At 66.3% G+C, this 23,759-nt stretch carries 24 protein-coding genes; 12 read left to right on the forward strand and 12 right to left on the reverse strand.

The genetic code is table 11. The features are described from left to right. Positions 1 to 38: 38 nt before the first annotated feature. Entirely contained in the window at positions 39 to 1,301 is a 1,263-nt protein-coding gene (locus ACFVTM_RS04890) for a saccharopine dehydrogenase family protein (protein ID WP_390202266.1), read from the forward strand. A 25-nt stretch (positions 1,302 to 1,326) separates the two neighbouring features. On the opposite strand, the gene ACFVTM_RS04895 is transcribed toward ACFVTM_RS04890, so the two are convergent. Next, on the reverse strand, positions 1,327 to 2,097 hold the full coding sequence (locus tag ACFVTM_RS04895) for an alpha/beta fold hydrolase (RefSeq protein ID WP_390202267.1): 771 nt from the start codon (positions 2,095 to 2,097) through the stop codon (positions 1,327 to 1,329). Between the two features lie 154 nt (positions 2,098 to 2,251). Here ACFVTM_RS04895 and ACFVTM_RS04900 point away from each other — a divergent pair, with 154 nt between their 5' ends. After that, positions 2,252 to 3,457, forward strand: coding sequence for an alanine racemase (locus ACFVTM_RS04900; protein WP_390202268.1), 1,206 nt, complete (start codon positions 2,252 to 2,254; stop codon positions 3,455 to 3,457). Positions 3,458 to 3,460: 3 nt separating this feature from the next. Here the strand turns inward: ACFVTM_RS04900 and ACFVTM_RS04905 are convergent, their stop codons facing one another. The 6 genes from ACFVTM_RS04905 to pxpA form a co-directional block, all read right to left on the reverse strand. Continuing rightward, positions 3,461 to 3,745, reverse strand: coding sequence for a hypothetical protein (locus tag ACFVTM_RS04905; protein WP_390202269.1), 285 nt, complete (start codon positions 3,743 to 3,745; stop codon positions 3,461 to 3,463). A gap of 202 nt (positions 3,746 to 3,947) precedes the next feature. Then, positions 3,948 to 4,934, reverse strand: a complete 987-nt coding sequence (locus ACFVTM_RS04910; protein WP_390202270.1) for a biotin-dependent carboxyltransferase family protein — start codon at positions 4,932 to 4,934, stop codon at positions 3,948 to 3,950. After that, positions 4,924 to 5,832 (reverse strand): allophanate hydrolase subunit 1, encoded by a 909-nt coding sequence (locus ACFVTM_RS04915; RefSeq protein ID WP_390202271.1) that lies wholly within the window; start codon positions 5,830 to 5,832, stop codon positions 4,924 to 4,926. Before ACFVTM_RS04915 ends, ACFVTM_RS04910 begins: the two co-directional genes overlap by 11 nt. Next, positions 5,829 to 7,181, reverse strand: coding sequence for an acetyl/propionyl/methylcrotonyl-CoA carboxylase subunit alpha (locus tag ACFVTM_RS04920; protein ID WP_390202272.1), 1,353 nt, complete (start codon positions 7,179 to 7,181; stop codon positions 5,829 to 5,831). The genes ACFVTM_RS04915 and ACFVTM_RS04920 overlap by 4 nt, the downstream gene beginning before the upstream one ends. Before the next feature lie 2 nt (positions 7,182 to 7,183). Further along, positions 7,184 to 7,423: an acetyl-CoA carboxylase gene (locus tag ACFVTM_RS04925; RefSeq protein ID WP_091561899.1), complete on the reverse strand. Its 240-nt coding sequence runs from the start codon at positions 7,421 to 7,423 to the stop codon at positions 7,184 to 7,186. 35 nt (positions 7,424 to 7,458) lie between these two features. Next, positions 7,459 to 8,226 (reverse strand): 5-oxoprolinase subunit PxpA, encoded by a 768-nt coding sequence (pxpA, locus tag ACFVTM_RS04930; RefSeq protein WP_390202273.1) that lies wholly within the window; start codon positions 8,224 to 8,226, stop codon positions 7,459 to 7,461. 119 nt (positions 8,227 to 8,345) lie between these two features. On the opposite strand from pxpA, the gene ACFVTM_RS04935 reads away from it, so the two are divergent. Then, a complete protein-coding gene (locus ACFVTM_RS04935; RefSeq protein ID WP_390202274.1) occupies positions 8,346 to 9,791 on the forward strand; it encodes a PucR family transcriptional regulator in 1,446 nt (481 codons plus the stop codon). A 194-nt stretch (positions 9,792 to 9,985) separates the two neighbouring features. Here ACFVTM_RS04935 and ACFVTM_RS04940 read toward each other — a convergent pair whose 3' ends face one another. Then, positions 9,986 to 11,026: a LacI family DNA-binding transcriptional regulator gene (locus tag ACFVTM_RS04940; protein ID WP_390202275.1), complete on the reverse strand. Its 1,041-nt coding sequence runs from the start codon at positions 11,024 to 11,026 to the stop codon at positions 9,986 to 9,988. Between the two features lie 287 nt (positions 11,027 to 11,313). On the opposite strand from ACFVTM_RS04940, the gene ACFVTM_RS04945 reads away from it, so the two are divergent. The 6 genes from ACFVTM_RS04945 (at position 11,314) to ACFVTM_RS04970 (ending at position 16,577) form a co-directional block, all read left to right on the forward strand. Continuing rightward, complete coding sequence (locus ACFVTM_RS04945; protein WP_390202276.1) at positions 11,314 to 12,333, forward strand: asparaginase; 1,020 nt, start codon at positions 11,314 to 11,316, stop codon at positions 12,331 to 12,333. A gap of 71 nt (positions 12,334 to 12,404) precedes the next feature. Then, entirely contained in the window at positions 12,405 to 13,292 is an 888-nt protein-coding gene (locus ACFVTM_RS04950) for a polysaccharide deacetylase (RefSeq protein WP_390202277.1), read from the forward strand. Further along, on the forward strand, positions 13,292 to 14,680 hold the full coding sequence (locus ACFVTM_RS04955; protein ID WP_390202278.1) for an MFS transporter: 1,389 nt from the start codon (positions 13,292 to 13,294) through the stop codon (positions 14,678 to 14,680). Before ACFVTM_RS04950 ends, ACFVTM_RS04955 begins: the two co-directional genes overlap by 1 nt. Then, a complete protein-coding gene (locus ACFVTM_RS04960) occupies positions 14,670 to 15,437 on the forward strand; it encodes an SDR family NAD(P)-dependent oxidoreductase (RefSeq protein WP_390202279.1) in 768 nt (255 codons plus the stop codon). The genes ACFVTM_RS04955 and ACFVTM_RS04960 overlap by 11 nt, the downstream gene beginning before the upstream one ends. A 20-nt stretch (positions 15,438 to 15,457) precedes the next feature. After that, on the forward strand, positions 15,458 to 16,180 hold the full coding sequence (locus tag ACFVTM_RS04965) for an SDR family NAD(P)-dependent oxidoreductase (RefSeq protein WP_390202280.1): 723 nt from the start codon (positions 15,458 to 15,460) through the stop codon (positions 16,178 to 16,180). A 40-nt stretch (positions 16,181 to 16,220) separates the two neighbouring features. Beyond that, positions 16,221 to 16,577 carry a hypothetical protein gene (locus ACFVTM_RS04970; protein ID WP_390202281.1) on the forward strand — a complete coding sequence of 119 codons (357 nt, stop codon included), beginning with the start codon at positions 16,221 to 16,223 and terminating at the stop codon, positions 16,575 to 16,577. A 166-nt stretch (positions 16,578 to 16,743) separates the two neighbouring features. Here the strand turns inward: ACFVTM_RS04970 and ACFVTM_RS04975 are convergent, their stop codons facing one another. Then, a complete protein-coding gene (locus ACFVTM_RS04975; RefSeq protein ID WP_390202282.1) occupies positions 16,744 to 17,430 on the reverse strand; it encodes an FMN-binding negative transcriptional regulator in 687 nt (228 codons plus the stop codon). Positions 17,431 to 17,497: 67 nt separating this feature from the next. Further along, entirely contained in the window at positions 17,498 to 18,463 is a 966-nt protein-coding gene (locus ACFVTM_RS04980) for a DMT family transporter (RefSeq protein ID WP_390202283.1), read from the reverse strand. Here ACFVTM_RS04980 and ACFVTM_RS04985 point away from each other — a divergent pair. Next, positions 18,462 to 19,883 (forward strand): PLP-dependent aminotransferase family protein, encoded by a 1,422-nt coding sequence (locus tag ACFVTM_RS04985; RefSeq protein ID WP_390202284.1) that lies wholly within the window; start codon positions 18,462 to 18,464, stop codon positions 19,881 to 19,883. The two genes, ACFVTM_RS04980 and ACFVTM_RS04985, sit on opposite strands and share 2 nt — an antisense overlap. Positions 19,884 to 19,907: 24 nt before the next feature. On the opposite strand, the gene ACFVTM_RS04990 is transcribed toward ACFVTM_RS04985, so the two are convergent. Further along, complete coding sequence (locus ACFVTM_RS04990) at positions 19,908 to 20,336, reverse strand: type II toxin-antitoxin system VapC family toxin (protein WP_390202285.1); 429 nt, start codon at positions 20,334 to 20,336, stop codon at positions 19,908 to 19,910. Continuing rightward, positions 20,333 to 20,683 (reverse strand): YnfA family protein, encoded by a 351-nt coding sequence (locus ACFVTM_RS04995; RefSeq protein WP_390202286.1) that lies wholly within the window; start codon positions 20,681 to 20,683, stop codon positions 20,333 to 20,335. Before ACFVTM_RS04995 ends, ACFVTM_RS04990 begins: the two co-directional genes overlap by 4 nt. Before the next feature lie 222 nt (positions 20,684 to 20,905). Between ACFVTM_RS04995 and ribA the strand changes: the two genes are divergently transcribed. Together ribA and ACFVTM_RS05005 are read left to right on the forward strand one after the other, a co-directional pair. Then, positions 20,906 to 22,822, forward strand: a complete 1,917-nt coding sequence (ribA, locus tag ACFVTM_RS05000; RefSeq protein ID WP_390202287.1) for a GTP cyclohydrolase II RibA — start codon at positions 20,906 to 20,908, stop codon at positions 22,820 to 22,822. A 75-nt stretch (positions 22,823 to 22,897) separates the two neighbouring features. Continuing rightward, the gene (locus ACFVTM_RS05005) at positions 22,898 to 23,695 is read left to right on the forward strand and encodes a dioxygenase (protein WP_390202288.1); all 798 of its coding nucleotides are present in this window, start codon (positions 22,898 to 22,900) and stop codon (positions 23,693 to 23,695) included. Positions 23,696 to 23,759: the final 64 nt, after the last annotated feature.

Consider the following 23,759-nt stretch of genomic DNA (forward strand, 5'->3'; position numbering starts at 1 on the left):
TCACCGCCGACGCCGTTGATCGCACCTGAAGGGCACCGATGAGAATCCTCTGCATAGGCGCCGGCGGCGTGGGCGGAGCAGCCGCCGGCATCGCGGCGCGCCGGAGCTTCTTCGAAGCTGCGGCGCGCCGGAGCTTCTTCGAAGCATTTATTGTCGCGGACTACGATGTGGCGCGTGCCCAATCTGTCGTGCAATCCATTCCTTCAGACCTAAGGCAGCGCTTTGAGGCGGTGGCCCTGGACGCATCGAGTAGGGGGGCCGTTGCGGAAGCCGTACGCCGGCACGGCATCACGCACGTCTTCAATGCCGTTGATCCCCGCTTTGTGATGCCGATCTTTGAAGGGGCGGCGGAGGCCGGGGCAACGTACCTGGACATGGCCATGTCGCTCTCGACTCCGCATCCCGAGGTGCCCTACCAGCTCCCCGGCCTGAAGCTGGGTGACCTGCAATTTGAACAGTCGGGCGAATGGGAAGCCGCCGGCCGCCTCGCTTTGGTCGGAATGGGCGTTGAACCCGGCCTGTCGGATGTGTTTGCCGCCTATGCCCAGGAATTCCTGTTCTCCCAGATCGACGAATTGGCCGTCCGGGACGGGGCCAACCTGGTGGTTGAAGGATATGACTTTGCCCCTTCATTCTCGATTTGGACCACGATCGAGGAGTGCCTGAACCCGCCGGTCGTCTACTCATCCGAACGTGGCTGGAGGACCACGGAGCCATTCAGCGAGCCCGAAGTCTTCGATTTCCCTGAAGGCATTGGGCCCGTCGAATGCGTCAATGTGGAGCACGAAGAAGTGCTTCTCATGCCGCGCTGGATCGATGCCAAAACCGTGAATTTCAAGTACGGCCTTGGCAATGAATTCATCGACGTTCTCCGGGTTCTTCACAAACTCGGTCTCGACTCCACCAAACCGGTGAACGTCAAGGGATCCTTGGTCAGTCCGAGGGACGTTGTGGCAGCGTGCCTCCCGGACCCGGCCACGCTCGGCCCCAAAATCACGGGCAAAACATGTGCGGGGGTCCTGGTGCGGGGCATAGACAAGGAAGGCAACCCAAGGACTACCTACCTTTACCACGTGGCTGACAACGCGTGGACGATGGAAAACTACGCCAGCCAATGCGTTGTGTGGCAAACGGCCATCAATCCCATCATTGCCCTCGAGCTGCTTTCCGCGGGGATCTGGACAGGAACAGGCGTCCTCGGACCCGAAGCCTTCCCGTCCAAACCATTCCTGGATTTGATGGCCGCCCCCGAGCCCGAAGGGTATGGTTCCCCCTGGCACATGAGGGAGCAAGGGGACTAGGGACCCGCGCCAGGGCCCGGACCTCTCACGCGCCGAGGAATTCCCCGACCAGCCGCCCGAGCACGTCCGGATGCGTCCAGATGAGCGCGTGGTCAGCCGAGTCGATCACCACTAGGCGCGAACCGGGGATGCCGTCGTGGAGCATTTTGGCGTGATGGAACGGCACCGCCTGGTCGTTGGCGGCGGCGATGATGAGCGTCGGGCAGGCGATCTCGGCCAGCCGGGGCTTGCTGTCGAACGCCATCGCAGCTTTCCAGGCGGATGCCATCGTCTGGGCGTCCTGGTCCGCCATGAGCACGGCGAGCCAGTCGGTACGTTCGCTGCCCAGCTGCGGAGCCGCCCGGCCGACTACTAGCTTTGCCAGCCGCCGCATCCCCAGGACGTGGAGCGCCGGCGGCATCACGTGGCCCTCGACCCACTCGCGCCGGGTGGCCATGTTGTAGGCGTAGCTGCAAACGAGCACGAGGCGCTCGCAACGCCTGGGATAGTCCAGGACCAGTTGTTGGGCGACCGCACCCCCGTGCGAGTAGCCAAGCACGGCCGTGGAGTCGATCGCGAGATAGTCCAGCAGGCGCGCCAGGTCCGCTGCCAGTTGCGGGGCCGTGTACGGCGGCGGAAGTCCCCGGCTCCGCCCGTGGCCGCGTAGGTCCGGAATGATCACCCGATGACGGGCGGCGAGAGCCTCGACCACGGGGTCGAACATCTCGCCGGTGACCATCAACCCGTGCACGAGCAGCAAGGGCTTGCCCGAGCCGCGCTCGCTGAAGTGAAGCAAATCTGCTGGTGCGGAGCTCATGTCACTCGTGCAGTGTCCCCTGAAACCACGGACTCATGGCCCGAGTGTGACACCTTCTCCGGCAGCTCGCCATTCGGCCTGGCCCACGGCTCTCCAGTAGATTGGGCCGAGTGTCGAAAACAGGCATGTCGGGACCGAGGAACAGGGGAGTGGCGTGAGCCAGCTGATCGAGAGCCAGGGCAGAGCCGATGGAGACTTCGCGCCAAAGATCGTCAAGGGTCCGGGGTATCCGCAGCTGCGGCTCGACGGCGATGCCCTTGACAACAATATCCGGGTCATGTCCGTGTGGTGCCGGGAGCGGGGCGTGGAACTCGCCCCGCATGTCAAGACAACGATGTCGGCACCGATCATCGAGCGGCAGCTGGCTGCTGGCGCTGTGGGTGTAACCGTCGCCACCGTGGATCAAGTCGCCTCGGCACTGGCTTGGGGACATGGCCGCGTTCTCGTGGCCAATGAGATCGTCGACAGGTTCGGACTGACGCGTGTCCGTACGTGGCTAGAGGAAGATCCTGGACGGGAGATTCGTTGTTTCGTTGATTCTGCAGCCGGGATCAGGGCGGCCGGGGAAGTCTTCGACGGCGGGACCGTCGCCCTTGAGGTGCTGATCGACGTCGGCACCCCCGGCGGCCGCACGGGAGTACGCAGCCTGGATGAGGGGGTGCGGCTGGCTGAGCTGGTCCGCGCCACGCCGGGCCTAAGGCTGGTGGGGGTCGCTGGCTACGAAGGCGTCGTGCCTAACAGCAGGTCTGAGGAGACGGTCGCGGCGGTGGACCGGCATTGCCGGCTGGTGCGGGACATCTATTTGGCCGCGGCGGCGTTCTTCGAGACCAACACTCCCATCTATTCAATGGGCGGGTCCGCGTTCCCGGACCGGGTGGTTGAATTCCTTCCCGACGCCGGCCAGGTGCCCGGAACGAGGATTATTCTCCGGTCCGGGTGCTACGTCACGCACGATCACGGAACCTACGCCGCCGTCAGCCCCGTTCCGGAACTCATTCCGGCGATTTCCGTTCGCGCCGTCGTCCTGTCCACCCCTGAACCGGGGATGGCCGTCGTCGGGGCCGGCAAACGGGATCTTCCCTACGACGCCGGACTGCCAACGGTCCTGTCGGCGCGGACGGCGGACGGCGCCACAAAGAACGGCGCCGCCGCGGCGGTGCGCAATCTCTACGACCACCACGCAGTCCTTACCGGAACGACCGGCCTGGAGGTCACCGATACGGTGGATTTCGGGCTGTCCCATCCCTGCTCCGCCTTCGACCGCTGGCCTGAATACGTGCTCACCGACCGGGACGGAGTCGACCTGGACGTCTGGCGCACCGACTTCCGCCGATCGTCCCTGGCGAGGGAAGATTCCTGACGTTCAGCCCTTGAGGTGCCGGGTCAGCACTTCGAATTCCTCGACGCTCAGGACCTGCATGTGCTGTTCCGCGCTGGTCTCGGTGCGGATCTTGCCGGCAGCCTGCTCGCTGCCGGCAAGGGCGTCCGCGTCCTCCCACAGCGTGATGGACAGTGACTTGTTGTCCTTCCCAAGCAAGTAATAGATGCCTAGGCATCCCGGCAGCGCGAGCACCCGGTTGACGGTGTCATCTGAGGGTGCCCCGGAGCTGTCCGGGCCGGGCTGGTAGGTGCTGACGCGAGCGAACATGACTGTCCTCCTAGGTCCGGGTCCGACGGTTGGAGCACCTGCCGCCCAAGCCGTTGAACCGGGAGCTGGATCCTTGGGATATCGCGTCCTGGTGGCGGGCGGCCACGTCTCCTCACACCAGTAAGGACCCGTCGGCGCAGAAGCACAAGGCTCCTTGTTTCGGGGCCATCGTCCGTAGTCTGCCTGTCCGCCGCTCCGCTGTTCAGCTGCCTGAGCCGATGGCCGCCCGGGCGTTCTTCTTGAGCTCGGCGAGTTCTTTGCGGGCCACCAGGGCCTCGTCCAGGCTGACTGCCACGAACTTGGTGGATGTGCCGGGGGCGGCGCGGGCCACCAGATCCATGTCGGCGCTGATGACCGTGCCCACCATGGCGTAACCGCCGCCGGAGACGGCATCGCGGTGCAGGATGATCGGCTGGGTGCCGCCGGGAATCTGGATGGACCCGACGGCATAGCCGGCATCCACGATGTTGGACGGATCGGAGCCGGCGCCGAATGGCTGCTCCCGTTCCTTCCACTGCACCCCGGGTCCTGAGTACCTCAGCCCCATCCGGTCAGCCACTGGGGTTACCTTCCACTCGCTGTGGAGGAGGTTGTCCAGTCCCTCGTCAGTGAGCCGATGGTCGTACAGGCCCAGGACAATACGGACGGCCTGTTCCTTGGCGAACAGGGGACGGAATTCCTCCGGAACTGTATCGGCGTCGGGCAGCGCTCCGCCGTTGAGCGGGGCACCCACCGGAACCTGGTCACCGGCCTCCAGCTTGCGGCCCTGGAACCCGCCGATCGCGCCCAGGCTGTAGGTGGACCGGCTGCCGAGCACCTCGGGAACATCGATGCCGCCCTGGACGGCGATGTAGTAGCGCGTGCCGCCCCGGATGACCCCGAAGCTGAGTTCGTCGCCGGCCTTCAGCTGCACCCGGGTCCACTGGGGCCGTACTTCGCCGTTGACCTTGACCTCAACCGGTGCCCCGGTGACGGCGACGACGGCATCCTGGTCGGTGGTCAGCACCGGCCCCAGATAGGTGCATTCGAGGACGGCTTCCTTGGCAGTGTTGCCCACCAGGGCATTGCCGAGTTCGGCCGAGTACTGGTCCATGGAACCGCTCTGCGGGATGCCCACGTTGTAGTGGCCTGTGCGTCCCTGGTCCTGGACCGTGGTGGCCAGGCCGGGGTTCTTGATGTCAAACGCCATTGAGGGCCTCCATGAGTTCCTGGTTGTAGCCTTCGGGATCCGCCAGCGCCTTGGACAGATCAAATGTCACGGGTACCTGCCGGTATCGGAACGTCCCGGCGGAGATCTCAGCCTGGATGTTGTTGTATTCGGCCTCGGTAACCGGCTTGAACTTCACGATGTCGCCCGGCTTGAAGAACACCATGAAGTCCTTGAAATCGGCCAGGGATTGGGCAGGATCGAAGATCGGCGCGGCAGCGACCCCGAACATCTGATAGCCGCCGGCACCCCGCACGGAATAGATGCAGCCGAAGCAGCCGCCGTGGCCCACGGTCAGTTTGGGGGTATCGGTGCGTGGACTCAGATACTTGGGTACTTCGAGTTGTTTTTCCTGCTCCACCAGCTGGAAGAGGAACGGCAGGCCGGCGACGAAGCCAACCATGGAGACAAGCCAGGGTTGCTCTTGGTGGCGCTGGATGAATTCGGCGGCATCCTTGAGGTTGTTGACCTTGGCTGCGTAGTCAATGTCCGTGCCGCCAGGCTCCTGATGGAATCCTTCGCGGAATCGTTCGGCCACTTCCGCCGTGAACGGGTCCTCGTACCAGACCGGGACCTCGATGATTCGGGTTTCCAGCGAATGGTCGTGATGGTGCGTCAGATCCCCTTCAATGGTCCGGACGGTCTCTTCAAGGGTCGACGGCGGCAGGACGTCGGGATCGAACCTCACCAGCAGCGAGGCGTTGGCGGGACAGACGTCCACGATACCGGGCAGCTGCATGGCCGAAAGCTTCGCGGCGATGGACATTACCCTGAAGTTCGCCGCCAAGCTCATGGACTCGGCGACCTCAACGAACAGGAATTCGTCCCCACCCCAGGTGTAGCGGGCCTCCAACACGGCTGGTTCCGGGCTGCTGCTCATTGTGCCTCCATCAGTTCGGGGACGGTTTCAAGGAATTTCGAGTGGTGGGTGACGGCCGCAAATTCGGGCCGGCGCAGCAGCTTCTTGTGCACCGGGATGGTGGTCTTGACCCCTTCGATGTGGGTCTCATCCAGGGCCGTCAGCATCGCCTCAGTGGCCTCTTCGCGCGTGTCCGCATGCACAATCAGCTTTGCCAGCAGGGAGTCGTAGTACGGAGTGACCGTGGAACCGGCCTCCACCCCGGTGTCCACCCTGATGCCGGCGCCGGCGGGCCAGTCCATGGCCGTGATCAGGCCCGGGCTGGGGAAAAAGCGGTGTTCGGGGTCCTCGGCATTGATACGGCATTCAATGGCGTGGCCGTTGAATGCGATGTCGTCCTGGCGGAGGGACATTGCCCCGGTGAACGCGATCTGCAGCTGTTCGCGGATCAGATCGACGCCCGTGATTTCCTCGGTGATCGGGTGCTCGACCTGGATACGGGTGTTCATTTCGATGAACGCCGCTTCATGGTTGACCGGGTCATAGAGGAATTCGACCGTTCCGGCGCCGCTGTAGCCGCACTCGCGGGCGAGTTCCACGGAGGATTCCCAGATCCTCTGGCGGACGTGGTCCGGAAGGTCCGGCGCCGGTGCTTCTTCAATGACCTTCTGGGAGCGCCGCTGCATGGAGCAGTCGCGGTCGCCGAGATGGATAAAGTTTGTTCCGTCGCCGAGGACCTGTACTTCCACATGACGGGCATGCTGCACAAAGCGTTCCAGGTAAACGGTGGGATCACCGAAGACGGCGGCCGCTTCGCCGCGCGTCTGCTCGATGGATTCCAGAAGCTTGTCTTCGCTGTGCACAAAGCGGATGCCCCGGCCGCCGCCACCGGCGGAGGCTTTGATCACGAGCGGGTAGCCGATGCCGCGGGCGACTTCTACGGCGTCGGCCGCCGGATCGAGGGGGCCGTCCGAGCCGCGGAGCACGGGGACGCCAGCCTTCCGGGCCGATTCCCTCGCCAAGGACTTGTTGCCCATCATCGCGATGGCGTCCGCACGCGGCCCCACCCAGATCAGGCCCGCATCAGCGACCTTCCGGGCGAAGTCCGCATTCTCGGAGAGGAACCCGTAGCCAGGATGGACGGCATCGCAGCCGTTGTCCACGGCCGCGGCGACGATGGCGTCCTGGTTCAGGTAGCTGGCGGTGGCAGGCGCCGGACCCACCACGACGACGTGGTCAGCGGACCGGGCAGCCAAGGACTCGACGTCGGCTTCGCTGGCCACCACTAATGTCTCGATGCCCATTTCACGGGCGGTCCGGGCAATGCGAACGGCGATCTCGCCGCGGTTGGCGATGAGCAGTTTCTTCATGGCTACCCTTCCCGGACGATGACGATTGCGTCGCCTGGGTTGACCATGTCGCCCTCGTTGACCTCAAACGACTCCAGGGTGCCGGCCACATCGGACTGGATTTCGGTGAACTGCTTCATGATTTCGATGATGCCGAGGGTCTGTCCGACCTCGATGGCGTCGCCTTCGTTGGCGAAAGGCGGCTTGCCAGGGCCGGGCTTGCGGTAGAAGACGCCGGGGAGCGGGGACACGATGGTTGCCACGGGATGCTCGCTTTCAGATGGTTGGATAGATCGGTTCAGCCCAGGACCGCACGCACTGCGGTGGCCACTGCGACAGAATTGGGTGCGTCTGAGTGGACGCAGATGCTTTGGAACTGGATGTCCAGCTCTGTGCCGTCAACAGCGAGGACGGGCTTGCCGGCCAGCGCCCTGCTGACTCTCTCGGCGGCGGCGTCGGGATCGGTGGGCGCCGGGCGGCGCTGGATCAGCAGCTCACCGGCCGGGCCGTAGTTGAGGTCAACATAGAGTTCGGGCACGAAGTCCACTCCCATGGCCCGGCACACGCTTTCGTGGGCTGTCCCCGCGAGCCCGAAAAACGGAACGCCGAACTGCAAGGCTGTGCCGGCGGCGGCCTGCATCAGTTCCTCGTCGCCGGCCAGCATGCCGTAGAGGGCACCGTGCGGCTTGATGTGGTTCAGTTCCAGCCCGTGCTTTGCGAGGAACGCCGTCAGGGCTCCGGTCTGATACAGGATGATCGACTCGACCTCGGCCGGGGTGAGCACCATTCGGCGGCGTCCGAACCCCACAAAGTCCGGCAGTCCGGGGTGCGCTCCGACGGCCACGCCGTGCTCTGCGGCCATGGCCACGGTCCGTTCCATGACGTCGGGATCGCCGGCGTGGTACCCACAGGCCACGTTGGCGACGTCGATGATGCGCATAAGTTCTTCGTCGTTGCCGAACTCGTGGAGGCCGAGGCCTTCACCCATATCGGAGTTCAAGAGCACCCGCCCGGGAGGGTAGGGAGAGGTGTCAGCAGAGGTGTCGGGGGTCACATTGGTTTGCATGGGTGCAACGCTACTCAGCAATTCACGCGCCCGATATTGTGCAGGTCGCTGAATCTGCGGGCATCAATTATGGTTATTGCACTGTCCGGCGGGGAGTTCCGCCGTAGTGGGAGGGTCCCGTGCGCATTTCAGATTTAGCAGGCGATGCCGATCTCAACATCCGGCTCCGGGTTGCGGGCGGTGAGGGCCGACTGGCCCGACCTATCACCTGGTGCGCTCCCACCGAACACATGGACCCCACGCCCTTCCTCAGCGTAAACGCCCTGGTGCTGACCAACGGCATGGGTCTGAACGTCAAGGACTTCAGGACTTGGGATGCGTACGTGGAACGGCTGGTTGCCGTCCCCGTCTCCGGGCTGGCGTTCGGCTTGGGCGCGGCGCACAGCGAGCTGCCGGCCGGCCTGCTCCGTGCCTGCGAGGTGCACGGCCTGCCGCTGTTGGAGCTCGCGCCGCAGGTGCCCTTTGTGCTGGTCATGAGGCACGTGGAGCGGGTCATCGCCGCCGAGCGTTATGAGGAGTTGCGGAAGGGTTGGGAACTGGCGGACCAATGCACCCGGTTGGCGGCCGACGGGCATTCCCTGGCGGAGGTGTTGGAGAGGGTGGCGGATGCCATCGATGCAAGGGTTGCCGTGATCGACCAGAACGCCTTCGAGCTTGTTTCGGCGGGCGCGGCCCACCGCGGGACGGCGCGGACCGCGCTGCGCCTGCCCAGCGGCGAGTCCGAGCAGTTCAGGCTCGCCATCGAGGGGATCGGGAGCAACATTGTGCTGCAGCCCATTCTGGGCCCCGTGGCTGCCGTCATCGCCATGCAACTGAGCTATACGCTCGGGTCGCATTCTCCCCTCCATTCCCGGGAAGCCGCACGCTTCATGGAGGCCCTCTATCAGGACCGCGGCGAGCCGTCCGCGCCGCTGCGCCGCTACGCCCTCGAATGCGGGTTCGATCCTGACGGCGACTGGGGTGCCGTGCTCATCGGCAGCTCACAAGAGGTGGTCCCCGCAAAGCTGCGCGCTATCGCATGGCGCGCCCGGGTGGGTCTGCAGGCCGGGTTCGGCACGGTGCGGTTCATGGAAGAGGCCGGACTCACGACTCTCCTGCTGCAGCACCGGCACTCGGCGGCCGACTTGCTGGATGCCACCCGGGGGTTCTTTACGGACGCCCCGGAACTCTCCGTCATCGTCTCGGAATCCGCGGGGCTCAGCGAACTGCCGCTGGCACTTCAGCTTGCCCGCCGTCATCTGGGACGGCCCGGGGTGCACCAGGCGCCGCTGGCCGATCTCGCCGGCATTGTGCAGGGACTGCCCAGCCCAGGTCTGGTGGCAATGTGCCAGCGGCTGCTGGCTCCCCTGGCCACCGACGGTGGCAGCTCGCTGGGGGAGACCTTCGACGCGTACCTGCGCCACAGCGGGAACTCCGCGAAGATCTGCGATGAGCTCTTCATCCATCGGAATACGCTCAGCTACCGGCTGCGGAAAATCGAGGAGCTGCTGAAACTCGACCTGTCCGATGGCGAAGTCCGCGCCACGTGCATGCTTGCCCTTGGCATCGTTGCGGCCTCCCGTTAGGGGGACTGTGCAGTTTGCACGAAAAGTAGCCTCAACTTTGGGCGAACTTCCGATATGACGCTGTGAGCCGGATCACTAATCTCAACTCATGGGGCTTAGAGCCTGCCTGGTCGTGTCATTGATTGACGGACCGGACGGACCCGAATGGCCTCCGGTTTGACTCATTCGACTGACTAGAGGACCCCCTTGCCGTGTCACACCGCGTTGCCGAAGGCGCTGCTTTCCCGCACGCACAGGACCGGCTTCAGCCTGACCGATTCAACGTTCCGGCCGTCCAGGACGCCCTTGAGGAGCTGCACCGCACTGCGCCCGATATCCAGCATGGGCGAGCGGACCGAAGAGAGCGGGATGGGAAGTTCCGCGGCCAGCGAAGTGTCATTGAACCCAACCACCGCTACGTCGCGGCCGACGCCGAGTCCATGGGACCGCAGGGTTCCCATGGCGCCGATGGCCGCGAAGTCGTTAACGGCGAACAGTGCAGTCGGGTGGGGGCTGCGGTGAGCCAGAATACTCTCGGCCGCTTCCCGTCCACCGGCGGTATCAAAACGGGACCACACCACGGCGTTCCGTGGAATCTTCCCGCCCAGGGCACGCCAGCGGTCCACGAAGCCGGCCGTCCGGTCGACGGCCGTGCTGGCATAGGGCTCGCCGGCGATCACGGCGACGTTCCGGTGGCCCTTGCCCCACAGGTGCTCTGCCACAAGCTCGCCGCCAAGGACGTCGTCGCATGTCGCCGACGGGAAGCCCGGGACGCGGCGGTTCATGAGCACAAACGGCACCTTCCGGGCGGCCAGCTCCCGCAGCAGTCCACTGTCCAGGTGTGCGTCGCCGATGATCAGCCCGTCCACCCGTCGGGCCAGCATGGAGTCCGTCTTGCGGCGCTGTTCCTCCGGGTCGTCGCGGGAGTTCATGACAAAAGTGGAGTAGCCGAGTTCCGCCGCCGCCTCGTCAATGCCCTCGTACATGATCGCCAGAACGAGGTCCGAAAGCCGGGGAACGATCACGCCCATGAGGTGGGTGCGCCGCGTCCGCAGCCCGGCCGCCTGCGGATCGGGGGAGTAGCCGCGCTTACGCGCCAGCTCGCGCACGCGCTCGGCCGTCGCCACGGAAGCGGCCCCTCGTGCCACGTCGGAGCCCGAATGCAGGATCCTGGACACAGTCGAGGGGTGGATGCCGAGCTCGCTTGCGAGATCCTTCAGCGTCACAGTGCGGCCGCCTGCCGTGCTCTCTTCCATTCATTCCCCTGCCTCAGTTCAAAAGGTCGTCATCACCAAGAGTGCCTGATGATGCCTGGATCCCTGGCCCAAGCACCCTTGACGTGTCGCACATCACATTCTATAGTCAATCAAACGGCGTACCCAATCGATTGGGTAGACGGAATCCCGGGATTCGGCGGCGAAGTATTTACCCCCTTGAAACTTCCGGGAGCACCTGCGGGAAACATGGCATGGATAACTTTTAGCCAACAACCCAATCGATTGGGTAAGCATCCGGCAACGGATGCGGAACAAACGGAGTGGAAATGACAGTCACAGGTTTGGTTGGTCCCCACGTGGTGCTGCTGGCCACGGGTGGAACCATCTCCTCCCGCGCGTCGGAGGTCGGGGGAGCCGCCGTGGCGTCCGACACGGGGGAGCAGGTGTTCGCCAGCATGGGGGTGCCGGCGGCCCATCCGGTCCGCGTGGTCGACGTTTTCCGGAAAGGCTCGTACCTGCTGACAGTCGATGACATGATCGCCATTTGCGCCACGATCCGGCAGGTTTTGACCGACCCTCAGGTTCTGGGTGTCGTGGTCACCCACGGAACGGACACGATGGAGGAAACGGCGTATCTCGTTGACCTCACCCACGATGATCTCCGCCCCGTCGTGTTCACCGGAGCGCAGCAGGCCGCCGACGCCGACTCTCCGGACGGTCCTGGCAATCTGTTCCGCGCCATCGCCGTCGCCGGTTCTCCGCGGGCGCGGGGAACCGGCGTGCTGCTGGCGTTTGCCGGGACCATTTTTCCTGCGGCCGGTGTCCGCAAGCGCCACACAACCGGCCTCGACGCCTTTGCCAACCCGGACTTCGGAACCGTGGGATCAGTGTCCGACTCCGGCGAGGTCGAGATCCGGGCCGTACGGCGCGGCCCTTCCCCGTTGCCGCTGCCGGGCGCGGACGACGGTTCGCCGCGCGTGGACCTCGTTGCTGCCTACCCCGGAGCAGACTCCACCCTCCTGCGGGCCGCTCTCCAGGCCGGGGCGGCAGGGATCGTGCTCCAGGGGACGGGAACGGGCAACGCCAACCGCGTGTTGTGCCAGGAAGTCGCCGACGCCACCGCGGCCGGCGTCGTCGTGGTGACGAGCACCCGCGTGGAAGCCGGTGCCGTAGTGCCCCTGTACGGCGACGGCGGCGGCGAGGATCTGCGCGCTGCCGGTGCCATCGGCTCCGGGCTGCTCAAGCCATCCCAGTCGCTGGTCCTGCTGAGTCTTCTGCTCAGGCTGGACACTCCCACGGCCCGAATTGCGGAAGCGTTCGCCGTCCGGGGCACGCTCCCTGATTAGTCCCGCCCCAAATCCAAACCTGACCAACAAACCAAAATCTCAACAAAAAAGCGCAGTGAAAGGTTGATCTCATGACTAAGGACATCCAAGTCGCGTTCGGCGTCGACGTGGACGCAGTTGCCGGAATGCTCGGCTCCTACGGGGGCGAGGACTCGCCCTGTGATATCTCCCGCGGCCTGTTCAGCGGCGAGGTCGGCGGCCCGCGCATCATCCGGCTCTTCGAGAAGTACGGCCTTCCGGCTACCTGGTTCGTGCCCGGCCACTCGATCGAGACCTTCCCCGACCTGACGCGGATGATCGTGGACGCCGGGCACGAAATCGGCGTGCACGGGTACTCGCATGAAAACCCCATCGCCATGACCCGCGAGCAGGAGACAGCCATCCTGGACCGGTCGATCGAACTCATCGAAAAGGTGTCCGGCCGACGGCCCACGGGCTACGTCGCCCCCTGGTGGGAATTTTCCCCAGTCACCAATGAGATCCTGCTCGAACGCGGGATCAAATACGACCACTCCCTGATGCACCGTGATTTCGAGCCCTACTACGTCCGGGTCGGGGACAGCTGGAAGAAGATCGACTACACCAAGGCCGCCGAGACCTGGATGGAGCCGCTCGTCCGAGGCAAGGAAACCGACCTCGTCGAGATCCCGGCCAACTGGTACCTGGACGACCTTCCTCCCATGATGTTCATCAAGGCGGCCCCGAACTCCCACGGCTTCGTCAGCCCCCGGGACATAGGACAGATGTGGCAGGACCAGTTCGACTGGGTCTACCGCGAAATGGACCAGGCCGTGTTCACCATGACCATCCACCCGGACGTCTCCGGACGCCCCCAAGTCCTGCTCATGCTCGAGCGACTGATTGAACACATCAACTCCCACGAAGGCGTGAACTGGATGAATTTCGATCAGATCGCGGACTCCTTCCTCACCCGCAGCCCCCGAAAGGAAAACCAGTAATGACCATCCAGCAGCCCGCCGTCGATCTGACGCAACCCGGACCGGACGAAAAACGCCGCTTCCCGGTATTCACTAAGCACCACACAACCGTCGCCACCGTTCTGGCGCTGCTGGCCTGGACCGTCGCCGTGTTCGACTTCGGACTTTTCGGCACCCTCCTGCCGGCCATGCAGCAGGAGTTCGGCTGGACCGCGACCGAAGCCTACGCAATCAACACCTGGATCGCGGTCGGCACCGCGATCGTCTGCTTCGGCATCGGCCCCGTCATTGACCGGCTCGGCCGCCGCAAGGGCATGATGACCACCATCGGCGGAACCGCCATTGTCTCGGGCCTGACGGCCCTTATCCCGACCGGAATCCCGTTCCTCAGCAACGGCTTGCTGGTGCTGATCCGTTCCTTCGGCGGGCTCGGATTCTCGGAGCAGGCCGTCAACGCGACCTACATGAACGAGGTCTACCAGGTCACCGAAGTCGCCGACAAGCGCAAGCGCCCCGGCTTCCACTACTCCTTCATCCAGGGCGGCTGGCCACTGGGCTTCCTGCTCGCCAGCGCCCTCGCCCTCGTCTTCCTTCCCTCCCTTGGCTGGCGCGCCCTGTACCTGATGGCCACCGTACCGGCAGCAGTCATCGTGTGGCTCATTGCCAAGAAACTGAAGGAAACGCCGCAGTTCGAACTGCACCACAAGCTGACCCAACTTGAGAAGCACGGCAAGACCGAGGAAGCCCACGCCCTGGCCCATGCATTCGGCGTCGAGCACTCCTCCGCGGCGCCGCTCAAGCGCATCTGGGAGCCGCACCTGCGCCGGAACACGATCGTCTTCTCCCTGGCCTGGATCTTCAACTTCTTCGGCATCCTGATCTTCAGCATTCTCGGCAGCTCCGTCCTGAAAAACGCCAAGGGTGTGGAACTTTCCGATGCCTTCTGGATGCTGATCGTCATCAACGGGCTGGCGTACTTCGGCTACGTCTTCCACGGGTGGCTCGGTGACAAGATCGGCCGGAAGCGGACCATCATCGGCGGCTGGATTCTCTCCGGCATTTCGTTCACCATCATGCTCAGCCCCCTCGCCGAAAGCCCCTTCATGATCATCGCGACCTACGGCGCCGGACTGTTCTTCCTGGTCGGACCGTACGCCGCGATCCAGTACTTCATGGCCGAGTGCTACCCCGTCAGCTGCCGTGCCACCGGCACCGCCTTCATCGGCGCCATGAGCCAGCCCGGCACCATTCTCGGCGGTGCTCTCTTCACGGCAGCAGCCGCCAGCATGGGGACCGGTGCTGCAGCCCTGTGGGTCGGCGCGGCCGGAACGCTGTTCTCCGGCCTCCTGATGATCGCCGCGAAACCGCCGGCCGAGGCCCTGCTCGAGGACCACCCCCATGACGTCTGACAATAGGGTGGCCGTCATCACCGGAGCGGCCAGCGGTATCGGACGGGCCCTCGCGGTCCACTACGCCCAGCGCGGCGTGCATTCGGTGATCGGCACCTTTCCCGGCGACCCGCACGACCCGGAGGAAACCCTTCGCCTGGTCAAGGCCGCCGGCGGCCGGGGAGTCATCCACGAAGTGGACGTCCGCAGTACCCCGTCCGTCGACGCCTTTGCCGAACGCGCCGTCCAGGAGTACGGCCGCCTGGACTACGCGGTGGCCAACGCCGGAATCCTGCGCAACGCACCGCTGGAGGAGATGACCGATGAGCGCTGGCACGACATGCTCGACGTCGACCTCACCGGAGTGATGCGGACCCTGCGCGCCGGTTCCGGGAAGATGACCGACGGCGGCGCGATGGTTGCCGTGTCCTCCATTGCCGGCGGAGTCTATGGGTGGGAGGAACATGCCCACTACGCAGCCGCCAAGGCCGGCATCCTCGGGCTGATCCGCAGTGCGGCCGCCGAGCTGGGGCCGCGCGGCATCCGCGCCAACGCCGTTATCCCCGGACTGATCGAAACCCCGCAGTCCCTGGATCCGGTGAACTCCCTGGGGCCCGAGGGCCTGCAGCGCGCCGGTCTGGAAATCCCTTGGGGCCGCGTCGGACGGCCCCAGGAGGTGGCCAGCGTGATCGGCTTCCTGACCTCCGATGACGCTATGTACGTTACGGGCCAGTCCCTGATCGTTGACGGCGGCCTCACCATCAAGATGCGTGCCTGAAAATCCCCGGAAGGACAAGCATGAACAACCCTGACGCCTCCCGAAACACGGAGGGCCGCGCTGTAGTGGTCACGGGCGGAGCCAGCGGCATCGGCAAGGCCATCGCCGAAGCCTTCACCGCCAACGGCGACAGAGTCGCTGTCCTGGACCGGTCGGGCGCGGCGGGAAGCATCGCCGTCGACGTCTCAGACGAAGCGAGCGTGAAGGCGGCCTTCGCCGCCGCCCGGTCCCGGCTGGGCAGCATCGACATTCTCGTGAACAGCGCCGGCCTGCTGACGGAATCGCCGCTGGAGGACATGACGCTTGCCATGTGGAACGAGACGATTGCCGTGGACCTGACAGGCGTGTTCCTCTGCTGCCGGGAGGTTGTGGGGGAGATGCGGCAGCAGAAGTGGGGCCGCATCATCAACATCGCCTCCCAGTTGGCCATCAAGGGCGGCACCGGGCTCAGCCACTACAGCGCCGCCAAAGCCGGAGTCGTGGGGCTGACCAAGGCCCTGGCCCTGGAAACTGCCGCCGACAACGTGCTGGTCAACAGCATCGCGCCGGGACCCATCGAAACGCCCCTGGTTGATGGCATCTCCGAGGAGTGGAAGGCGGCGAAGCGTGCCGGGCTGCCGCTGCTTCGCTTCGGGCTGGCGGCCGAAGTTGCCCCGACTGCGCTGCTCTTGGCCAGCGATCCGGGCGGCAACCTGTACGTCGGGCAGACACTCGGGCCCAATTCCGGCGACGTCATGCCCTAGGAGGGACGCTCACATGTGCGGTGCCTGCGGACGAAGTGTAGTGAGGGATCCCGTCCTGGGCTCGACCAGGACGCTGCGGCAGCACCTGATCGTCGCCCAAACGATCAATGAGGCCTGCCAAAACTGGCCGGGAGCCCCTAAAGTGGCCGCGACCAGCAGCGGCTGGCTGGTTTCGGGACCGAGGGGAGCCACAGAAGCGGTATCGACTGTGGAAGCGCTGTGGTCGACTGTCCTGCGGGGCAAGCCGGGGGTGCGGTGGCAGGACCTGCGTCCTGCCCCGGACATGGAAACGGGGGAGCTGGCGCCGGGGGCCCTGGACGCGGGGAAGCTGGAGCTTCGGGTGTTGCGCCTCGGCCACGAGATGGCACAGGGTTCCGCTACGGAAACGGACGCGTGACGCGCAAAAGGTTCGTCGCTAGGGGTATACCCGTAGCGACGGACGTTTTGCGTCGCCGTTGCGAGAACGTAGCGAAGACTGCCGGGCAAGCGGCATCGGGCTCAGGTTCCGGCGGGCCCAGCCGATGCCAGGCTCAGGGCCGGGGTCAGCCACCAGCCACCAGCCATCAGGAAGCAGGCCCGGCCTGGGGTGCGGCCGGGGCGTCGGAGTGCGGGCAACGACTCTGTTCGCGGGCTTCACGCGCGTGCTCGACGTCGGCAGCGCTTTCCATCTGCCCGCGGGACCGCAGCCCGGCCACCACGCCGTCAATATCGGCGTCGGGTCGGTTCTGGCTGAGCTTATGCTTCGCCTCGATCCGGGTGATGAGAAGTTCGACGCCGACGATCGCCCGGAGTTGGCCGGCAATGTAGCGTTCGGGGGCATCGTCGACGCTCCAGGGCCGCTCCGAGCCGGCTTCATTGTGGTCGCTCAGTTGCCTCACGTGGCTGGCCAGCCAGGCCGGGTCGTCATGGATGACGAGGTTGCCGTACACGTGCGCGGTGGAATAGTTCCACGTCGGAACGACGCGTCCGTGCTCTGCCTTGGACGCGTACCACGTCGGCGAAATGTAGGCGTCCGCGCCCTGGATGATCGCGAGCGATTCTCCGGCGGCCGGTTCGGAGCATTGGGGGTTGTTGCGGGCGAGGTGCCCGTGCAACGCACCGTATTCACCGGACGTCGGGTCGAACACGAAGGGCATGAGCGTGGCCAGGATGCCCTTCGCGGTGGCCGTGATGAGGTTGGCGGCGGCCGGGCGGCCGAGCAGTTGCCGGACTGAATCGGGGCCGGCGGCGAAATGTGCGGGGATGTACACGGGGGTCTTCCAATCGGATCGCGGATCGGGTTCGGGCTGCAGTGTTGCGGTGCGAGGTGCGGTTGGGTCAGCGGGGCTGTTTCGCCGTCACGCCCATCACCGCCTTGGCCCTCTGCGGCGCGGACCGGGAGCGAACGGCCAAGCCGGCGCAGAGAACAACCGTGGCGCCGCCGATGACGGTGGTCCAGGTCAGCTCCTCGGCCAGGATGAGCCCGGCCCAGCAGATGCTTAGCACGGGCTGGACGAGTTGGATCTGGCTGACCTGTGCCATGGGGCCGATGGCCAGGCCGTGATACCAGGCGAAGAAGCCGAGGAACATGCTCACGACCCCAAGGTACGCGAAGGCTGCCCATTGCACAGGAGTGCCGGCCGGCGGCTGCCCGGCCGTGGATAGGGCCACCAGCCCCAGCATGAGGGGAGAGGCGAGAACGAGTGCCCAGGACACGGTCTGCCAGGCGCCCAGTTCGCGGGCCAGCTTGCCGCCTTCGGCGTAGCCGACCGCCGCTGACACGACGGCGCCGAAGAGCAGCAGGTCCGCCAGTTGCAGTTGCCCGATGCCCCCCGACTGCGCGGACGCGAACCCGATGGCCGCAACCGCGCCGACTCCGGTAATTGCCCAAAAGGTGATGGACGGGCGTTCGTGGCCGCGAAGGACTGCCATGGTTGCTGTTGCCGCCGGGAGCAGCGCAATGACGACGGCACCGTGGCTGGCGGGAACGGAGGTGAGGGCGAAGGAGGTCAGCAGCGGGAAGCCGATGACCACCCCGCCGGCGACGACGCCAACGCGCGCCCATTGGGCGCCGCGGGGTGGGCGCTGCCGGGTCAGGGCGAGGGCGCACGCGGCGAGAATGGCGGCGACCACGGCCCGGCCCGACCCGATGAACAGCGGAGACAGCCCTGCCACCGCCACCCGGGTGAATGGCACCGTGAAGGAGAAGGCTGCGACGCCGAGGAGTCCCCACCACAGTCCGGTGGCCGGCCGGGACGATATCGGTTGGTCAATAGGGGTAGTAGCGCTACTATTGGCTCTCATGAACAACGATAGCACCTCGCAGATGCTGGCCCGGCTTCGGAAGTGGATTTCGGCTGCCGCGCCCGGCGCCCGGCTGCCGTCCACGCGGTCCCTGGTTGCCGAGTACCAGGCCAGTCCTGTGACGGTGCAGAAGGTGCTCCGCGCGCTTGCCGCCCAGGGCCTGATCGAGAGCCGCCCGGGCGTCGGAACCTTTGTGCGGTCCGTCCGGACCGCCCGGCCGGCGGACTACGGCTGGCAGACGGCGGCGTTGGGCTCGCCGCAGGGGCCGCTCCGCCCCGTCTCCACCGCCATGCGCAGCGCGCCGAACGACGTTATCGCGTTCCACTCGGGCTATCCGGACCGGGAACTCCTGCCCGAGCGCCTGGTGCGGGCGGCCCTGACCCGGGCGGCCCGCAGTGAGGCGGCAATATCGTGTCCGCCCGTCGCGGGGCTGCCTGACCTGCAGTCCTGGTTTGCGCACGAACTCCGGGATGCCACCCCGGCCGGCGTCGCGCCGCCAACACCGAGTGACGTGATTGTGCTGCCCGGAAGCCAGAGCGGGCTCAGTTCCGTGTTCCGCGCGCTCGTTGGCAGCGGTCAGCCGCTACTGGTGGAGTCCCCGACGTACTGGGGCGCTATCCTGGCGGCGACGCAGGCCGGCGTCAGGGTTGTTCCGGTGCCGAGCGGCCCCGAGGGTCCGGACCCCGACGCGCTGGCCCGTGCTTTTGACGAGACCGGCGCGCGGCTGTTCTACGCCCAGCCGAACTACGCCAACCCGACCGGCGCGCAGTGGACGGCGCGTGTCGCCGAGCGGGTGCTGGAGGTGGTGCGCGCCCACGGGGCGTTCCTCGTTGAGGACGACTGGGCCCATGATTTTGGCATCACCACCGATGCCGTGCCCGTGGCGGCCCGCGACGATTTCGGCCATGTGGTCTACGTTCGATCGCTGACCAAGAGCGTGTCCCCGGGCATACGCATTGCCGCGGTGATCGCCCGCGGCCCGGCGCGTGAGCGCATTCTGGCCGCCCGGGGAGCCGAATCGATGTATGTCAGCGGTGTTCTCCAGGCGGCCGCCCTCGACGTCGTGACGCAGCCGGGGTGGCAGACCCACCTGCGCGGACTGCGCCACCAGCTCCAGGCCCGACGGGACCTGCTGGTCAGCAGCCTGCGGGAGCTTGCGCCGCTGGCCCACGTTGAGCATGTGCCCAGGGGCGGACTGAACCTCTGGGCGCGCCTGCCGGACGGGACCGACGTCGAGCAACTCGCCCGCGACTGCGAGGCTGCCGGCGTCATCATCGCCGCCGGCACCGAGTGGTTCCCGGCCGAGCCGGCCGCACCGTACATTCGACTCAACTACGCCGGAGCCAACCCGGGCGCCTTCCGCGAGGGCGCGCGGATCCTCGGCGAGGTGATGGACCGCGCGACCGGCCCGGGTGCATAGCTTCCGCGGCCTTAGGCTCAGGGGCTAGGCCTCCGCCGCATTGGGCTCCGCTGTACGGGCGAGCAAATCCCGGGGCTCCGCGATCGTCACCAGCCCTTGCACCGCCATGGCCAGCCCGGCGTCGAGCGTCACGAACGCGTCTGCCTGGAGCCGGGTCAGGGCCACGTATTCGGCGTCGAAAGTGTCCTCCCATCCCAACTGTTCGGCGAGCCTCCACGCGGCGCGTTGCAGGACCCGGTCCCCGAGGAGCCGGATACGAAGTCCCCGCAGGTAGTCCAGCTGACGGTCGGCGTCGGCCTGCGTCACGTCGCCGCGCCGGACAGCCTGATACAGCAGCGAGAGCACGTGAGAGCGAAGGAGCGTCGGCGCCACCAGCTGGTGGTCCGCGGCGATCACCGCCACCTGGCGGGCGAGATGCAGGGCCACATCCGGGCCAATCACGAACCGGGTCATGGTGACAGTGAGCCGGCGTCGCGGGGAACGAACATGATGACGGCTACCCCGAGCAGGCAGATCACCGAGCCCAGGACGTCCCACCGGTCCGGCCGGAACCCGTCGAAGACCATGCCCCACGCCAGGGAGCCGGCCACGAAGACACCGCCGTACGCGGCAAGGATGCGTCCGAAGTGCGCGTCCGGCTGCAGCGTCGCGGCGAAGCCGTAAATGCCCAGGGCCACGACCCCCAATCCGGCCCACCACCAGTCCCGGCCCTCGCGGACAGACTGCCAGACGAGCCAGGCCCCGCCGATTTCAGCTGCCGCCGCCAGGACGAACAGCAGGATGGTTTTCGCGATAGTCACGACTTCATCATGGCACTGGTCTGCCACATATTCGTGCGGGACCCACGCGTGCGCCCGCCCCCGGGGATCACGCCGATCTCCCCGGCCGGATCCGTCACACGAAGACACCGCTTGCACGGCCGGCCACTCGCCCGTATAACTTTAAGCTTCAAGTAAAGTGGTGCGGGAGGCCGCGAGAACGCGACGCCGACTACGCCCCGACCGACGACCTGAGGACCCGAGATGACCACTGCGTCAGAGACCATCACCCGGACGGCCGCCGCTGCTGTGCGCAGCCGCGTCTCGGTGCCGCTGCGATTCCCGGACGGCTTCACCGCCGCTGCCGAGGTGATGACCTTCAGCGGGCTCGCGGATGGAAAAGAGCATGTGCTGCTGGCACTCGGCGAGTGGGAGGCGGCAGTCGGAGCGGACGTTCCGGGTGGTGCGGGACCCCTGGTGCGGCTGCACAGTGAGTGCCTGACCGGGGATGTGTTCGGCAGCCAGCGGTGTGACTGTGGCCCGCAGCTGCGCGAGGCCGTGGAGCGGATCACCGACGCGGGCGGGTTCCTTCTCTACCTGCGCCAGGAGGGCCGGGGCATCGGCCTGTATTCCAAGCTCGATGCCTATGCCCTCCAGGATGGCGGGCTGGACACCTACGAGGCCAACCTCGCCCTGGGCCACGGCGAAGACGAACGGGACTACACGGCTGCGGCCCAGATGCTCGCCGCCCTGGGCACCGGCACCGTGCGCCTGCTCAGCAACAATCCGGACAAGGCCGCCCAGCTGAGGGCCCTTGGCGTCAACGTTTCCGCGCAGATCGCCACGGGCGTCCATGCCTCCCCGGCAAACCTCCGGTACCTGGCGGCAAAGCGCGATCACACCGCCCACACGATTGTGCTGCCGCCCGACGTCGGTGTCGGCCGGCACGAGCCGCACATCCTGCCGAAACTCAGCGCCCGCGCCGAAGCCGCGGCCCGTCCCGGCGCATCGTCGCCTGCCGCTGTTCCCGTTCCTGAAGAGATGCTCGCCCGGGCGGAGCGGCTCATTCCGGCCCTGCGTGAGCGGGCCGCAGAGACAGAAAGCCTTCGCCGCATCCCGGACTCAACTATGGCGGAGCTGCGGACGGCCGAAATCTTTCACCTGCTTTCCCCGAAGGCGGTCGGGGGATTTGGAATGGGCCTGGAGACATACGGTGAGGTGGTCCGCCGGCTTGCCCGGGGCTGCGCCTCCACGGCATGGACGGCAGGCCACCTGATCGAGCATGTCTGGATGCTCGCCCGCTGGCCCCGGCGGGCGCAGGAGGAAGTGTTTGCCAACGGCCCGGCTCCCTTGGCGGCCGCCACCGGTTCACCGGCCGGTGTGGCCGAGAAGGTTCCCGGCGGCTACTCCATCACGGGCCGGTGGACCTTTGCCTCCGGAGTGATGCATTCCGGGTGGGCCCTGCTCGCCGCGCAGCACGGCGGGATGCGCCTGCAGTGCCTGGTGCCGGTGGCCGCCGTCGAGGTCCTCGATGTGTGGGAGACGGCCGGCCTGCGGGGGGCCGGGAGCAATGACATCCGCGCCGGGAACCTGTTCGTCCCTGAGCATCGAACCCTGGACTGGGACCTGCTGGGCGCGGAGGCCAATCCGGGCAGCGGCCTCCACCGGGATCCGCTGATCCACACCCCCATGGGGCCGCTCCTGAACCTGGTCGCACCGGCCGCCGCCCTGGGCTCCGCCGAGTACGCCGTCGAATTGTTCCGCGAGCTGATGATGGTGCGCAAGGTCAGGCACACGGTGGAGGCCCGGCAGGCCGATTCGCCGCTCGCGCAGGTCCGCTATGCCCAGGCCTACGGCCTGGTAGCCACGGCGAGGCTGCATTGGCAGGAGGCGATGCGGGTGATCGCTGCCTCCCATGCCCGCCGGCCCGCAACAATGACGGACAGGGAGCGCGGGCAATACCGGCTCTCCCTTGCGCTGAGCGGCGAGGCGTCGGCGGAGGCGGTCCGGGTGGTCATGGCAGGATCCGGCGGGAGCGTCCACCGGCTATCGCATCCACTCCAGCGCATCCAGCGGGACGTCAACGTCCTGATGAACCATGCGGCGCTCACCAGGGATCCTGTTTTCGAGCAGTCGGGCCGCGGCCTCCTGGGCCTCGGGTTCACGGTGCCCACATTCTGACCATGTCGTTTAAACGGCGGTGGCGGCGTCGAAGATAAACTTGAAGCTTCAATCAAAACGGGCTACGATGATGTCATGACTCAGACCGCCGACCGGCCTCCCGTCCTCTTCCTCAGCCATGGAGCGCCCCCGCTGGCCGACGACTCCACGTGGACCCGCGAACTCAATGAGTGGTCCACAACGTTCGGCAAGCCCAAGGACATCCTCATGGTCTCCGCCCACTGGGAAAATGCCCCGGTGACGCTCAGCGCCACCGGCCGTGACCCGGGACTGGTCTACGACTTCGGCGGCTTCGCCCAGAAGTACTACGAGGTGGCCTATGACGCCCCGCAGGCGCCTGAATTGGCTGCCGAAGTGGAAAAGCTCGTGGCCGCCCACGGCCACCATGTGGCGCGCGACGAAAGCCGCGGCCTGGACCACGGTGCCTACGTTCCGCTGAAGGAGATGTATCCGGCGGCGGACGTGCCGGTGGTGCAGATGTCCATGCCGACGCTGGATCCGCAGGGATTGTTCGAACTCGGGATGTCGCTTGGGCCCCTGCGTGACCGCGGCACGCTGATTGTCGGATCCGGATTCACCACTCACAACCTGCGGTGGTTCAATCCCGCCGGCGGACCGGACAGCACCCCGCCTGCAGCCTCGAGTGAGTTCGACCACTGGGCCGAGGAAGCCATGGTCCGCGGCGACGTGGACTCCATCCTGGACTTCCTGAACAAGGCGCCGGCCGCCCGCGAAGCGCACCCCCGCAGTGAGCACTGGGCTCCGCTCTACGTTGCCCTCGGGGCCGCCTACGGCTCCGGCGACATCCAGGCCAGGACGGCCATCGACGGGTTCTGGTACGGGCTGTCAAAGCGTTCGTGGACCCTGACCTAACCGCAGGGTCCGAGCACCCTATATCGGCGTGCGATCGCCGGCGTCGCACAGCGTAACGCCGGGA

It is taken from the genome of Arthrobacter sp. NPDC058130, assembly GCF_042884475.1.
In the GTDB taxonomy this organism is placed as follows: Bacteria; Actinomycetota; Actinomycetes; order Actinomycetales; family Micrococcaceae; genus Arthrobacter.

Excerpts from the sequence above, each read along its gene's own strand:
- ACFVTM_RS04890 (WP_390202266.1), top strand. The coding sequence starts at position 39 with ATGAGAATCCTCTGCATAGGCGCCGGCGGCGTGGGCGGAGCAGCCGCC.
- ACFVTM_RS04895 (WP_390202267.1), bottom strand. The coding sequence starts at position 2,097 with ATGAGCTCCGCACCAGCAGATTTGCTTCACTTCAGCGAGCGCGGCTCG.
- ACFVTM_RS04905 (WP_390202269.1), bottom strand. The coding sequence starts at position 3,745 with ATGTTCGCTCGCGTCAGCACCTACCAGCCCGGCCCGGACAGCTCCGGG.
- ACFVTM_RS04910 (WP_390202270.1), bottom strand. The coding sequence starts at position 4,934 with ATGGCGTTTGACATCAAGAACCCCGGCCTGGCCACCACGGTCCAGGAC.
- ACFVTM_RS04915 (WP_390202271.1), bottom strand. The coding sequence starts at position 5,832 with ATGAGCAGCAGCCCGGAACCAGCCGTGTTGGAGGCCCGCTACACCTGG.
- ACFVTM_RS04920 (WP_390202272.1), bottom strand. The coding sequence starts at position 7,181 with ATGAAGAAACTGCTCATCGCCAACCGCGGCGAGATCGCCGTTCGCATT.
- pxpA (WP_390202273.1), bottom strand. The coding sequence starts at position 8,226 with ATGCAAACCAATGTGACCCCCGACACCTCTGCTGACACCTCTCCCTAC.
- ACFVTM_RS04940 (WP_390202275.1), bottom strand. The coding sequence starts at position 11,026 with ATGGAAGAGAGCACGGCAGGCGGCCGCACTGTGACGCTGAAGGATCTC.
- ACFVTM_RS04945 (WP_390202276.1), top strand. The coding sequence starts at position 11,314 with ATGACAGTCACAGGTTTGGTTGGTCCCCACGTGGTGCTGCTGGCCACG.
- ACFVTM_RS04950 (WP_390202277.1), top strand. The coding sequence starts at position 12,405 with ATGACTAAGGACATCCAAGTCGCGTTCGGCGTCGACGTGGACGCAGTT.
- ACFVTM_RS04955 (WP_390202278.1), top strand. The coding sequence starts at position 13,292 with ATGACCATCCAGCAGCCCGCCGTCGATCTGACGCAACCCGGACCGGAC.
- ACFVTM_RS04960 (WP_390202279.1), top strand. The coding sequence starts at position 14,670 with ATGACGTCTGACAATAGGGTGGCCGTCATCACCGGAGCGGCCAGCGGT.
- ACFVTM_RS04965 (WP_390202280.1), top strand. The coding sequence starts at position 15,458 with ATGAACAACCCTGACGCCTCCCGAAACACGGAGGGCCGCGCTGTAGTG.
- ACFVTM_RS04985 (WP_390202284.1), top strand. The coding sequence starts at position 18,462 with ATGAACAACGATAGCACCTCGCAGATGCTGGCCCGGCTTCGGAAGTGG.
- ACFVTM_RS04980 (WP_390202283.1), bottom strand. The coding sequence starts at position 18,463 with ATGAGAGCCAATAGTAGCGCTACTACCCCTATTGACCAACCGATATCG.
- ACFVTM_RS04990 (WP_390202285.1), bottom strand. The coding sequence starts at position 20,336 with ATGACCCGGTTCGTGATTGGCCCGGATGTGGCCCTGCATCTCGCCCGC.
- ribA (WP_390202287.1), top strand. The coding sequence starts at position 20,906 with ATGACCACTGCGTCAGAGACCATCACCCGGACGGCCGCCGCTGCTGTG.
- ACFVTM_RS05005 (WP_390202288.1), top strand. The coding sequence starts at position 22,898 with ATGACTCAGACCGCCGACCGGCCTCCCGTCCTCTTCCTCAGCCATGGA.